This is a genomic window from Amycolatopsis sacchari (genome assembly GCF_900114035.1).
GTDB lineage: Bacteria > Actinomycetota > Actinomycetes > Mycobacteriales > Pseudonocardiaceae > Amycolatopsis_E > Amycolatopsis_E sacchari.
The window spans coordinates 41,082-53,309 of record NZ_FORP01000035.1; the positions used below are offsets into that span (position 1 = coordinate 41,082).

A 12,228-nucleotide genomic window follows, 5' to 3' on the forward strand; every position below is an offset into this window, starting at 1 on the left:
CAGCCCCCACAGCCCCTCCCATCCCCGGGCACCCCGCTCCCCCCGCGGGTGAGCCCGCTTGCCTGCCTGCCGAGGGCGCGCTTCCCGTGGCTAGGCTTTCCGCATGGTCGCTGTCCACTCCGCGAATTCCGCATCCGGCGGGCTCGGTGCCGTGAGCCCCGCCCGGGACGAGTTCCGCGCGCTCGCCCAGGACCGCCGGGTCATTCCGGTCGTCCGGCGGCTGCTCGCCGACGGGGAGACCCCCGTCGGCGTGTACCGCAAGCTCGCCGCGGACCGCCCCGGGACGTTCCTGTTCGAGTCGGCGGAGAACGGCGAGTCCTGGTCGCGGTGGTCGTTCATCGGGGTGCGCAGCCCGGCCGCGCTCACCGTGCGCGACGGCGAGGCCGTGTGGGTGGGCACCCCGCCCGTCGGCCTGCCCACGGAGGGCAACCCGCTGCAGGTGCTGCGGGAAACCGTCGCCGCACTGCACACCGAACCGCTGCCCGGCATGCCCCCGCTCACCGGCGGCATGGTCGGCTACATCGGCTACGACGCCGTCCGCTGGCTGGAGAAGCTGCCCGAGCTGGCCGAGAAGGACCTCGACATCCCCGAGCTGACCATGCTCCTGGCCACGGACCTGGCGGCGTTCGACCACCACGAGGGCACGGTCACGCTCATCGCGAACGCCGTGAACTGGGACAACTCGCCCGAGCGCGTGGACGCGGCCTACGACGACGCCGTGCGCCGCCTCCAGGAGATGACCGAGCAGCTGCGCGAACCCGCCCCCTCCACGACCGCCGTCTTCTCGCGGCCCGCGCCGGAGTTCCGGCGGCACCGCACCAAGGAGGACTACCACGCGGCGGTCGAGGCGGCGGTCGAGGCGATCAAGGCCGGGGAAGCGTTTCAAGTCGTGCCATCGCAACGGTTTGAGATCGCCACGCAGGCCGACGCGCTCGACATCTACCGCGTGCTCCGCACGTCCAACCCCAGCCCGTACATGTACCTCCTGCGACTGGAGGGCTTCGACATCGTCGGCTCCAGCCCGGAATCCCTCGTTACCGTCCGCGACGGCCGCGCGACCACGCACCCCATCGCCGGCACGCGCTGGCGCGGCGTGGACCCCGAGGAGGACGCGCAGCTGGCGAAGGACCTGCTGGCCGACGAGAAGGAACGCGCCGAGCACCTGATGCTCGTCGACCTCGGCCGCAACGACCTCGGCAAGGTGTGCAAGCCCGGCACCGTCCGCGTGGTCGACTTCTTCACCATCGAGCGCTACAGCCACGTGATGCACATCGTGTCCACCGTCACCGGCGAGCTGCGGGACGACCGCACGGCGTTCGACGCCGTGACGGCCTGTTTCCCCGCGGGCACGCTCTCCGGCGCGCCGAAGGTGCGCGCGATGGAGCTGATCGAGGAGCTGGAGCCGGTCCGCCGCGGGCTCTACGGCGGAGTCGTCGGCTACCTCGACTTCGCCGGGGACGCCGACACGGCGATCGCGATCCGCACCGCGCTGGTGCGCGACAACGTGGCTCACGTGCAGGCGGGCGGCGGTGTCGTGGCCGACTCGGTGGCCGACTACGAGGACAACGAGTCGCTGAACAAGGCGCGCACCGTGCTCTCCGCGGTCGCCGCCGCGCAGACCATGGCCCCCGCCAGGGCGCTGGACCCGGCCGATGACGCAGCCAACGCCCAGTAAGCGTCCACTGTGGACAGTAGCGGTGCTGCTCCTGCTCGGGGCGGCGGCGCTGTGGGGTGCTTCGCGCCTGGTCTGGTCGGCGGAGCAGCACGACCGTGGCGTCCGCGGCGTCGTGCTGGAAACCCACACCGGTGCGCAGGTCCAGGGCGCGCTGGTGCCGCTGGCCGTGCTCGCGGTCGCCGGGGTGGCGGGCGCGGTGGCGACCGGCGGCTGGCCCCGCCGGGTCCTCGGCGTCCTGCTCGCGCTGGCCGGGCTGTGGGCCTGCTGGCTCGCCGTCGACGGGCTCTCGTTCGGCGGTTTCCCCGCCGGGACACCCGGATGGCAGATCTTCACCGGACGCGGACTCGCGTTGCTGGGGGGAATTCTCGTGCTCCTCGGCGGGTTGATCGCCACCAGGAAGGCGGGCTCCATGCCGCGACTGGGCGCACGCTACGCGGCACCCAGCGTGAAGAAGACCGCCCGTGACCCCGACACGGAACTGTGGGAGGCGCTCTCCGAAGGCGAAGACCCGACTGACCGTTGACCCGGAACCGGCCCGTGACTGTGCGCGGGTTAGCATCTTTTCTGCGGGAAGGGGAAGGTGTTTGTGAGCCAGCTTTCGAGTGAAAACCTGGATGCGCCTGGGAACGGGGGCACCCGGTGAGCGTTCTCGAAGAAATCATCGCCGGTGTCCGCGCCGATCTCGCCGAGCGCGAGAAGGCACTGCCGTTCGACGAGTTGAAGGTGCTCGCCGCCAAGGCCGCCCCGCCGCGGGACGCCGCCGGTGCGCTGCGCGAGTCGTCGATCGGCGTGATCGCGGAGGTCAAGCGCCGCAGCCCGTCCAAGGGTGAGCTGGCCCAGATCGCCGATCCGGCGGCACTCGCGAAGGACTACGAAGAGGCGGGCGCCCGCGTCATCAGCGTGCTCACCGAGCAGCGGCGGTTCGGCGGCTCCCTCGCCGACCTCGACGCGGTGCGCAAGGCCGTTGACGTTCCGGTGCTGCGCAAGGACTTCATCGTCAGCCCGTACCAGGTGCACGAGGCCCGCGCGCACGGCGCGGACATGGTGCTGCTGATCGTGGCGGCGCTGGAGCAGAACGCACTGGTCTCGCTGCTGGACCGCGTCGAGTCGCTCGGCATGGCCGCGCTCGTCGAGGTGCACAACGCCGAGGAGGCCGACCGCGCGCTGGAGGCCGGGGCGCAGGTCATCGGCATCAACGCCCGCAACCTGCACACTCTCGAGGTGGACCGCGACGTGTTCGGCAGGCTCGCGCCGGGGCTGCCGTTCGACGTGACGAAGGTCGCGGAGTCCGGGGTCCGCGGCCCCGGTGACCTGATGGCGTACGCGGGCCACGGTGCCGACGCCGTCCTGGTCGGCGAGGGGCTCGTCGCCTCGGGTGACCCGAAGGGCGCGCTGGTCAAGCTCGTCACCGCCGGTTCGCACCCGGCCTGCCCGAGGCCGAGCCGATGAGCGAGGCGCACAACGAGCACGACCCCGACGAGCGCGGCTACTACGGCCCGTACGGCGGGCGGTTCATGCCGGAGGCGCTGATCGGCGTCGTCGACGAGGTGGCCGCCGAGTACGACAAGGCCCGCACCGACCCCGACTTCGTCAACGAGTTCAACCGGCTCCTGCGGGACTACGCCGGCCGCCCGTCGCTGCTGACCGAGGCCCCGCGCTTCGGCGAGCACGCCGGCGGCGCGCGGATCTTCCTCAAGCGCGAGGACCTCAACCACACCGGCTCCCACAAGATCAACAACGTGCTGGGCCAGGCGCTGCTCACCAAGCGGATGGGCAAGAAGCGCGTCATCGCCGAGACCGGGGCCGGCCAGCACGGCGTCGCCACCGCGACCGCGTGCGCGCTGCTGGACCTCGAGTGCGTGGTCTACATGGGCGAGGTGGACACCGAGCGGCAGGCGCTGAACGTGGCGCGCATGCGGCTGCTCGGCGCCGAGGTCGTCCCGGTCAAGACGGGTTCGCGCACCCTGAAGGACGCGATCAACGAAGCGCTGCGTGACTGGGTCACCAACGCCGACACCACGCACTACCTGTTCGGCACCGCGGCCGGGCCGTACCCCTTCCCGACGATGGTCCGGAACTTCCACAAGGTCATCGGCGAGGAAGCCCGCGCGCAGATCCTGGAGCAGACCGGCAGGCTGCCGGACGCCGTCGCCGCGTGCGTCGGCGGTGGTTCCAACGCCATCGGCATCTTCCACGGCTTCATCGACGACCCGGACGTCCGGCTCGTCGGCCTGGAGCCGGGCGGGGAGGGCGTCGAGACCGGTCGCCACGGCGCGACGCTGACCAAGGGCACGCCCGGCAACCTGCACGGCGCGATGACGTACCTGCTGCAGGACGAGGACGGCCAGACGATGGAGTCGCACTCCATCTCGGCCGGGCTGGACTACCCGGGCGTCGGTCCCGAGCACTCGTGGCTCAAGGACACCGGGCGCGCCGAGTACCGCCCGATCACGGACGCGGAGGCGATGGAGGCGCTCCGGCTGCTGTCGCGGACGGAGGGCATCATCCCGGCGATCGAGTCGGCGCACGCGCTGGCGGGTGCCATGCAGCTGGGCAAGGAGCTGGGCCGCGAGGCGCTGATCCTGGTCAACCTGTCCGGGCGCGGTGACAAGGACATGGACACCGCCGCGAAGTGGTTTGGTTTGGTCGACGGGAAATGACGCTCAAGGAGATGTTCGCCCGGACGCGGAGCGAGGGCAGGGCGGCGCTGGTCGGCTACCTGCCCGCCGGCTACCCGAGCGTCGAGGGCTCGAAGGACCTGCTCGCCGCGATGATCGACGGTGGTGCGGACCTCGTCGAGGTCGGCATGCCGTACTCGGACCCGGTGATGGACGGGCCGACGATCCAGCTCGCCGCGGACACCGCGCTCAAGCAGGGGTTCCGGCTCAAGCAGCTGTTCGAGGTCGTCGAGTCGGTGTCGGCGCGCGGCGGCCGGGCCGTCGTGATGACGTACTGGAACCCGGTGCACCGCTACGGCGTCGACCGCTTCGCGCGGGACCTGGCGTCCGCGGGCGGGCTGGGCATGATCACGCCGGACCTGATCCCGGACGAGGCCGCCGAGTGGATGGCCGCGTCGGAGGAGCACGGCCTGGACCGGATCTTCCTGGTCGCGCCGTCGTCCTCGGAGGAGCGGCTCGACCTGACCGCGCGGGCGGCCTCGGGCTTCCTGTACGCCACGGCCGTCATGGGCGTGACCGGGGCGCGGGACCAGGTCGGCGCGGGTGCCGCGGAGCTGGTGCGGCGAGCGCGGGCGCACACGGACCTGCCGATCGGCGTTGGCCTCGGCGTGCGGTCCCGTGAGCAGGCGGCGGAGGTCGCCGGGTTCGCGGACGCGGTGATCGTCGGCTCGGCGCTGGTGACGAAGGCCGCCGAGGGTGCCGAGGCCGTGCGGGCGCTGAGCGCCGAGCTCGCGGAGGGCGTGCGGCAGCCGGTCGCGGCCTGACGAAAATCCGTGGCCGGGCGCGGGCCGTCGCGGGCAGAGTGATCGCATGGAACTCGCGCAGGTCAACATCGCCCGGCTCAAGGCCCCGCTGACCGATCCGCAGCTGGCCGACTTCGTCGCCGCGCTGGACCCGGTGAACGCGATCGCCGACGCCGCACCGGGTTTCGTGTGGCGGCTGCAGACCGAGGACGGCAACGCCACGGCGGTGCGCGCGTTCGAGGACGACGGGCCGGAGATCATCGTCAACATGTCCGTGTGGCGTTCGGTCGAGGACCTGGCCGCGTTCACGTACTCAGGGCAGCACCGCGAGCTGTTGCGGCGCCGGCGCGAGTGGTTCGAGCGGATGCGGGAGGCGTACACCGCCTTGTGGTGGGTGCCCGACAGGCACCGGCCGGGCACGGCGGAAGCCGAGGAGCGCATCCGGCACCTGCGGGAGCACGGCCCGACGCCGCACGCGTTCACGTTGAAGGTCACGTTCTCGCCGGAGTCCGACGCCCCGGCGCCCGGCTGGCGGTGCCTGGCGTGAGCCGCGTCGTCTCGGTGAACGTGTCGGGCGACGGCTCCGACACCGGTATCGACAAGCGCCCGGTGACGGAGCCGGTCCGGGTGTCCGCGCCGGGGCCGCTGGGCACCGGGGGCAGCGGGCTGGCGGGCGACGTGATCAAGGACCTGCGGTACCACGGCGGCGACGACCAGGCGGTGTACGCGTACGCGCGCGAGGATCTCGACGAGTGGGCCGCCCAGCTCGGGCGGACGCTGACGCCGGGGATGTTCGGGGAGAACCTGACCACCGCCGGTCTCGACGTGACGGGCGCGAAGATCGGCGAACGCTGGCGGATCGGCGACGACGTGGTGCTGGAGGTTTCCGCGCCGCGCACCGCCTGCCGCGTGTTCGCGAAGTGGCTGGGCGAGAAGCAGTGGGTCAAGCGGTTCACGCTGCACGGGAAGCCGGGCGCGTACCTCCGGGTGATCGAGCCGGGGGAGATCCGCGCGGGCGATCCGGTGACGGTCGTCTCGCGGCCCGCGCACGACGTGACGGTGGGGTTCGCGTTCCGCGCGCTGCTGCGGGAGCCGGAGTTGCTGCCGGAGCTGGTGGTCGCGGAGGCGTTGCCGGGGCCGGAGCTGCGCAGGGCGCGCAAGGCCGCCGCGGGCCGGCCGGGCGGGGCGTGAAAAGCTGGCGGCATGGCCAAACCGTCACCCCTCCAGTTGCGCAACCTGGTACTGGCTGTGCTGATGCTCCTGGCCGGCGGCTGGAACCTGTGGCGCGGCGGTCCGTGGTGGCTGACGGCCATCTTCGGGGTCGGGTGTGTCCTCGCGGTCGCGTCGGCGTTCCTCAACCGCCCTGCCGACTGACCGGACCGCCGGGCTTCACGCCGTTCTGTGACCCGGGCAGGCTACGGTGGCCCCGTGCACACGGTGTTCCTCGCGACGATCCCCAGCCCGGACCGGGGCGTCTGGTACCTCGGACCGATCCCGATCCGCGCCTACGCCCTGTTCATCATCCTGGGCATCATCCTCGCCATCTGGTGGGGTGAGCGCCGCTGGCAGGAGCGCGGCGGCACCAAGGGCACGGTCGTGGACATCGCGGTGTTCGCCGTGCCGTTCGGCATCATCGGCGGGCGGCTGTACCACGTCATCACGGACGCGGAGCTGTACTTCGGGCCCGGCAAGGACCCGGTGAAGGCGCTCTACATCTGGGACGGCGGCCTCGGCATCTGGGGCGCCATCGCGCTGGGCGGTGTCGGGGCGTGGATCGCCTGCCGCCGCAGGGGGATCCCGCTTCCGGCGATGGCCGACGCGATCGCACCCGGGATCGTCACGGCGCAGGCCATCGGGCGCCTCGGCAACTACTTCAACCAGGAGCTCTACGGCGCGCACACGTCGCTGCCGTGGGGTCTGGAGATCTACCAGCGCTTCGACCCGGACAACCCGGCGATCCCCGACCAGGGGCCCGACGGGGTGGCCTTCGGGCACATCCCGCTGGCGGACAGCCCGGTGCAGCCGACGTTCCTCTACGAGCTGCTGTGGAACCTCGCGGTGGCCGCACTCGTGGTGTGGCTGGACCGGCGGCTCAAGCTGGGGCACGGGCGGGCGTTCGCGCTGTACGTCGCGGGCTACACCCTCGGTCGGTTCTGGATCGAGCTGCTGCGCTCCGACCACGCGAACGAGATCCTCGGCCTGCGGGTGAACGTCTGGACGTCGGTACTGGTGTTCCTCGGCGCGATGATCTACTTCGTGGTCGCCCGCAAGCGCGGCCCGCGCGAGGACCCGGAACTCCTCGCCACGGTGAAGCCGGAGCCGGAGAAGGTGAACTAGCCGAACCACGCCGGGCACGACAGCCTGGAGCGGCGGAAACGGCCGTGCCCGCGGCGAACTGGACCACGCGCCCCGGCTCGTGGCGGGCACCAGTGTCAGCGTGACGACCGGCAGCAGGCAACCGCCGCCGTCGCAGACCGCGACGGTGAAGCCGGAGCCGGAGAAGGTCAACTAGCCGAACCACGTCTTCACGGCGGCGTCGAGCGCTTCGGAAACGGCTCGTGCCTGCGGCGAACTGGACCACGCGCTCCGGCTCGTGGCGGGCACCGGCGTCAGCGTGACGACCGGCAGCATCGGCAACGCCGCGGGCGTCCGCAGGATTCGCCGGTGCGGCAGCAGGCAACCGGCGCCGTCGCAGACCGCGACGGTGAAGCCGGAGCCGGAGAAGGTGAACTAGCCGAACCACGTCTTCACGGCGGCGTCGAGCGCTTCGCCGCCAGCCCAGGCGATGACGCCGTCGGGACGCAGCAGCAGCGGGCCGGGGGTCGTGACGGTGAGTGCGTCCACCCGGTCTGTCACGGGAGCGGACGGCGTGAGCAGCAGGCCTCGGCCCGTCGTCATGTGCTCGTACAGATGTGACACAGCGCCGTCGACGGCGACTAGTTCGAGGTCGGCGCAGTGCTGTCCGACCGGCCCGGCCGCGGGGTAGGGGAACGGGTAACGCAGGTTCACCCCGGACAGCAGGTCGGCGAAGTACCGGTTCGCCTCGGGGAGGTCCATCAGGTCCGCGACGATCTCGCGGAGCGCGTCCACGTGCGGGCCCGGCGCCAGCAGCGCCGACTGCGCCCGCGTGTTGCGCAGGACGGCTTCGCCCGCCGGATGCCGTTCCCGCGAGTAGGTGTCCAGCAGCGCCTCGGGGACGTCACCGCGGATCACGGCGGCCAGCTTCCAGCCGAGGTTCACCGCGTCCAGCAGCCCGAGGTTCAGCCCCTGCCCGCCGCTCGGTGAGTGCACGTGCGCCGCGTCGCCCGCCAGGAACACCCGGCCGCGGCGGTAGGTGTCGGCCTGGCGCGCCTGGTCCCCGAACCGGCGGCTCTCGGAAACCTCCTCGACGACCACGGACCGGCCTGTCACGCGCTCGATCGCTTCGGCCAGTTCACCGGGCGTGACGGGGCCTTCCGGCTCGGAGTCCCGTGCGGGCTCCTGCACCCCGGCCATGCCGTGGCCGTGCAGGAAGGTGCCACTGGGATACCGGCCAGGCGCGGGGACTTCTCCGGCGAACCGCACCCGCCCCGCGATCATCCGGAGCAGCGCCGGGGTGCCGGGAAAACCGAACCCGGCCAGCTTGCGGACCGTGCTGCGCCCGCCGTCGCACCCGGCGAGCCACGGCGCACGCCACCGCCGGCCGCCCGCCACCACCGTCACCGAGTCCACAGTGGACTCGAGCGCGTCCACCTCGTGCCCGCGCAGGACCCGCACCCCGAGGCGTCCGGCGTGGTCGGCGAGCAGTCGTTCGAGCTGGGGCTGCCAGATGTAGGTGCCGCGCCTGCCGGGATCCGGCACGAGCTTGTGGATGTTCGCGAAGTGGCCGAGGTGGCTGCCGTGGTCGCGGGCGAAGTCCCGCACGCCGTCCTCGTGCGCGGCGTCGAGCTGGGGGCCGAGGCCCCGGCGCCGCAGCGCTTCGGTGGCGAGCACGCCGATGCCGCGTGCCTTCGGTTCCCCGCTGGGGCCGGGCAACCGCTCCAGCACGAGCGCCCGCACCCCGCCGAGGGCGAGTTCCGCGGCGAGGCAGAGGCCCACCGGCCCCGCTCCGACGACCAGCACGTCAGCGTCCACGAGGTCCTCCTTAACTTGTTAAATGCTACGCTGCCCTGAACTAGTTAAGGTGTCAAGGAGGCGTGGTGGCGGTCGACGTCCGGAAGGCGGTGCGCGTCGCACTGGACCTGCTGGAGGCGGAGGGGCTGGACAAGCTCACCGTGCGCCGGCTGGCCACGGCGCTCGGGGTCAAGGCGCCCGCGCTGTACTGGCATTTCGCGAGCAAGCGGGCGCTGCTCGATCACCTGGCGGACGCGATGGTGGCGCCGGTGGTCGACCGGCTGCCGCCGCCCGGCGGGCCCTGGCTCGAGTGGGTGGAAAACGCGGCCACGGCGCTGCGCGGCGCGCTGCTGAGCCATCGCGATGGCGCGCGCGTGGCGCTCGGTGCGGACCTGGTCGTCGCCCGTTCGCTCGGGGAGTTCGCCGAGCGAACGGTGGAAGTCCTGCACACAGCGGGGTTCTCGCTCGCCGACGCCACCCGCGTGGCCGGGGTGCTCGTGCAGTTCGTGCTCGGCCGGGCCGTCGAGGAGCAGGCGCGGCCGGACCCCGCGCGAGAGGCCGCTGTGCTGCCGTCGATCCCGTTCCCGTTGATGGTGCGGGGGATGCGTGAACGGCACGAGGCGGGTGCGACCGCGGAGGACGATTTCCGGTTCGCGCTGGGCATCCTGCTCGCGGGGCTGAGGTCCCTGCGTTAGAGGTCCGGCAGTCCGAGGTCGAGGTTCGGCGCCTGGAGTCCGCCGTCGACCTCCAGCACCTTGCCCGTGACGTACGCGCCCGCGGGTGAGGCGAGGAACAGGATCGCCGCGGCGACGTCCTCCGGGTCCCCGATGCGGCGCAACGGCGTGGCGGACTCCATCCGCTCGCGGATCTCCGGGTTGCCCGTCACGAGGTCGAGCGCGGACGTCGTCACCGAACCGACCGCGATGGCGTTCACGCGGATCTTCGGCGCGAGGTCGAACGCCGCCAGGCGCGTGTAGTGCGCGAGCGCCGCCTTCGCCGTGCCGTACGCCGCGAAGCCGCGTCCCGCGATGCGGCCCATGTTCGACGAGATGTTGACCACCGCGCCGCCGCCGGCTTCGAGCATCGCGGGCGCGGCCGCCGTGGTCAGGGCGTGCGCGGTCGCGACGTTGAACCGGAAGGCCTCCTCCAGGAACTCCGCCGTGCTTTCCAGCAACGGCCGCGGGTACGTGCCGCCGACGTTGTTCACCACGATGTCCAGCCGCCCGAACGCCTCCACGGCGGCGGTGGCGAGCCCGGCGGCGGCCGCGGGCTCGCTGAGGTCCGCGGGCACGACGTGGGCTTTCCGGCCGGTGGCGACGATCCGCTCGGCCACGGCCGCGAGATCCGCCTCGGTGCGGGAGGAGACGACGACGTCGGCGCCCGCCTCGGCCAGGGCGACCGCGGCCGCCGCGCCGATGCCGCGCCCGGACCCGGTGACGACGGCGACCTTGCCGGACACCCGGAAGCGATCCAGGATCATGGCCGGAACTGTAACAGGTTCTACCGCCGGGCGGAGGTCGCGAGCGCGCGGCTCGTCCCCGCCGCCGCCTCGGCCACGGCGTCGACGTCCGGCGAGTAGCGGCTCATGAACCCGCTCAGGTGCAGTACCGCGAACCCGTGTGCGGCCGCGATGTGCTGCTGCAGCAGGTCGAGCGCCGCCTGCGCGTCGCCCGTCAGCTCCAGCGCGATCGGCAGCAGGACGTCCATCACCGCGCGGCCGGCGTCGCCGAGCGCGGGATCGGCGAGCGGGCGCAGCTGCTCGGCGAAGATCAGGTCGAACCCGGCGCGGTGCCGCACCACGAACCGCACGTAGACCGCCGCGGTCGCCGCAAGCGCTTCCGCCGGGTCGGCGGTCTCCCGCACGGACGCGCGCAGGTCGGCGGCGAGCACCTCCGCCGCCCGGGTCGCGGCCGCCTTCAGCAGCGCCAGCCGGGTGGGGAAGTGCCGGTAGGGCGCGCCGGGGCTGACGCCGGTGCGACGAGCCGCTTCGGCGACCGACAACGCGTCGATCCCGCGCTCCGCGATCAGCGTCAACGCCGCTTCGACGAGCGCGGCCCGGAGGTCGCCGTGGTGGTAGCTCTCGCGCTTCGGCACCCGACCAGAGTAATGTAAGAAGGGTCTTACATTTTTCGGAAGGAGTCCCGATGACGGGAATCGAAGGCAAGGTCGTCGCGATCACGGGTGCCGGCAGCGGGATCGGCGAGGCGACGGCGGTGCTGCTCGCCGAGCGCGGGGCGAAGGTCGTGCTGGGCGCACGGCGCGCGGAACGCCTCGAGGCGGTGGCCAAGCGCATCGGGAACGACGGCGGGGAGGCGGCCTTCGCGGTCACGGACGTGACCCGGCGCGAGGACCTCGCCGGGCTCGTGGAGGTCGCGCGGGAGCGGTTCGGCAGGCTCGACGTGTTCGTGAACAACGCGGGTGTCGGCCTGATCTCGCTGATCGACGAACTGCGCGTCGACGACTGGGACGAGATGATCGACGTGAACCTGAAGGGGGTGCTGTACGGCATCGCGGCGGCCCTGCCGGTGTTCCGCGCGCAGGGCTCGGGCCAGTTCGTCACGATCGCCTCGACGGCGGCGTACCGCACGAAGCCGGTCCAGACGGTCTACTCGGCGACGAAGGTCGCGGTGCGCACGGTGTGCGACGGGCTGCAGCAGGAGGCGGGCGACAGCCTGCGGGTCACCACCATCTCGCCGGGCATGATCTCGACGGAGTTCGCCGAGCGGATGGACCCGGAGGTGCGGGCGCAGATCTCCGCGAACATGGCGGACATCGGCATCACCCCGGACGCCGTCGCCCGGGCGGTCGCGTTCGCGGTGGAACAGCCCGACGACGTGGACGTGAGCGAGATCGTCGTGCGCCCGACGGCGCAGAGCTGAAGCCGGGTGGCCCTCCCCCCGCCCCGATCTTTGAGTGTTCACGGCCGATCCGTCGCGTCAAGGGCGCTCAGTGTGAGGGTGTGGGTGGGCTGTGGCTTGGTGGTTATGGTCCGGTTTGGTTGCGTGGTGACTGGCAAGGGCGCTGCCGCCGTGTGGGGTTG

General features: G+C 72.3%; 15 protein-coding genes. 12 read left to right on the forward strand and 3 right to left on the reverse strand.

Annotated elements, in window-relative coordinates; all coding sequences use genetic code 11:
* Window positions 1–103 precede the first annotated feature (103 nt).
* The 10 genes from BMZ92_RS33755 to BMZ92_RS37695 all read left to right on the forward strand — a co-directional run bounded on the left by BMZ92_RS33755 (window position 104) and on the right by BMZ92_RS37695 (window position 7,830).
* Window positions 104–1,675 carry an anthranilate synthase component I gene (locus BMZ92_RS33755; RefSeq protein WP_091516159.1) on the forward strand — a complete coding sequence of 524 codons (1,572 nt, stop codon included), beginning with the start codon at window positions 104–106 and terminating at the stop codon, window positions 1,673–1,675.
* Complete coding sequence (locus BMZ92_RS33760; RefSeq protein ID WP_091516160.1) at window positions 1,653–2,198, forward strand: Trp biosynthesis-associated membrane protein; 546 nt, start codon at window positions 1,653–1,655, stop codon at window positions 2,196–2,198. Before BMZ92_RS33755 ends, BMZ92_RS33760 begins: the two co-directional genes overlap by 23 nt.
* 116 nt (window positions 2,199–2,314) lie before the next feature.
* Window positions 2,315–3,124 carry an indole-3-glycerol phosphate synthase TrpC gene (gene trpC, locus BMZ92_RS33765; RefSeq protein ID WP_091516163.1) on the forward strand — a complete coding sequence of 270 codons (810 nt, stop codon included), beginning with the start codon at window positions 2,315–2,317 and terminating at the stop codon, window positions 3,122–3,124.
* Complete coding sequence (trpB, locus tag BMZ92_RS33770) at window positions 3,103–4,335, forward strand: tryptophan synthase subunit beta (RefSeq protein ID WP_425425893.1); 1,233 nt, start codon at window positions 3,103–3,105, stop codon at window positions 4,333–4,335. The genes trpC and trpB overlap by 22 nt, the downstream gene beginning before the upstream one ends.
* The gene (trpA, locus tag BMZ92_RS33775; protein WP_091516168.1) at window positions 4,332–5,117 is read left to right on the forward strand and encodes a tryptophan synthase subunit alpha; all 786 of its coding nucleotides are present in this window, start codon (window positions 4,332–4,334) and stop codon (window positions 5,115–5,117) included. The genes trpB and trpA overlap by 4 nt, the downstream gene beginning before the upstream one ends.
* Before the next feature lie 46 nt (window positions 5,118–5,163).
* A complete protein-coding gene (locus BMZ92_RS33780) occupies window positions 5,164–5,643 on the forward strand; it encodes a DUF3291 domain-containing protein (protein ID WP_091516170.1) in 480 nt (159 codons plus the stop codon).
* A complete protein-coding gene (locus BMZ92_RS33785; RefSeq protein ID WP_091516171.1) occupies window positions 5,640–6,287 on the forward strand; it encodes an MOSC domain-containing protein in 648 nt (215 codons plus the stop codon). Before BMZ92_RS33780 ends, BMZ92_RS33785 begins: the two co-directional genes overlap by 4 nt.
* A 12-nt stretch (window positions 6,288–6,299) precedes the next feature.
* Window positions 6,300–6,470, forward strand: a complete 171-nt coding sequence (locus BMZ92_RS37690; RefSeq protein ID WP_177228988.1) for a hypothetical protein — start codon at window positions 6,300–6,302, stop codon at window positions 6,468–6,470.
* Window positions 6,471–6,533: 63 nt separating this feature from the next.
* The gene (gene lgt / locus BMZ92_RS33790) at window positions 6,534–7,433 is read left to right on the forward strand and encodes a prolipoprotein diacylglyceryl transferase (protein ID WP_091516198.1); all 900 of its coding nucleotides are present in this window, start codon (window positions 6,534–6,536) and stop codon (window positions 7,431–7,433) included.
* A 256-nt stretch (window positions 7,434–7,689) separates the two neighbouring features.
* Window positions 7,690–7,830 carry a hypothetical protein gene (locus tag BMZ92_RS37695; protein WP_177228989.1) on the forward strand — a complete coding sequence of 47 codons (141 nt, stop codon included), beginning with the start codon at window positions 7,690–7,692 and terminating at the stop codon, window positions 7,828–7,830.
* Here the strand turns inward: BMZ92_RS37695 and BMZ92_RS33795 are convergent.
* Window positions 7,827–9,209: an FAD-dependent monooxygenase gene (locus BMZ92_RS33795; RefSeq protein WP_091516174.1), complete on the reverse strand. Its 1,383-nt coding sequence runs from the start codon at window positions 9,207–9,209 to the stop codon at window positions 7,827–7,829. The two genes, BMZ92_RS37695 and BMZ92_RS33795, sit on opposite strands and share 4 nt — an antisense overlap.
* A 65-nt stretch (window positions 9,210–9,274) precedes the next feature.
* Between BMZ92_RS33795 and BMZ92_RS33800 the strand changes: the two genes are divergently transcribed.
* A complete protein-coding gene (locus BMZ92_RS33800) occupies window positions 9,275–9,883 on the forward strand; it encodes a TetR/AcrR family transcriptional regulator C-terminal domain-containing protein (protein WP_091516201.1) in 609 nt (202 codons plus the stop codon).
* On the opposite strand, the gene BMZ92_RS33805 is transcribed toward BMZ92_RS33800, so the two are convergent.
* Complete coding sequence (locus tag BMZ92_RS33805) at window positions 9,880–10,668, reverse strand: SDR family oxidoreductase (protein WP_091516175.1); 789 nt, start codon at window positions 10,666–10,668, stop codon at window positions 9,880–9,882. The two genes, BMZ92_RS33800 and BMZ92_RS33805, sit on opposite strands and share 4 nt — an antisense overlap.
* Window positions 10,669–10,688: 20 nt before the next feature.
* A complete protein-coding gene (locus tag BMZ92_RS33810) occupies window positions 10,689–11,282 on the reverse strand; it encodes a TetR/AcrR family transcriptional regulator (RefSeq protein WP_091516178.1) in 594 nt (197 codons plus the stop codon).
* 50 nt (window positions 11,283–11,332) lie between these two features.
* On the opposite strand from BMZ92_RS33810, the gene BMZ92_RS33815 reads away from it, so the two are divergent.
* A complete protein-coding gene (locus BMZ92_RS33815) occupies window positions 11,333–12,067 on the forward strand; it encodes an SDR family oxidoreductase (RefSeq protein ID WP_091516179.1) in 735 nt (244 codons plus the stop codon).
* Window positions 12,068–12,228 lie beyond the last annotated feature (161 nt).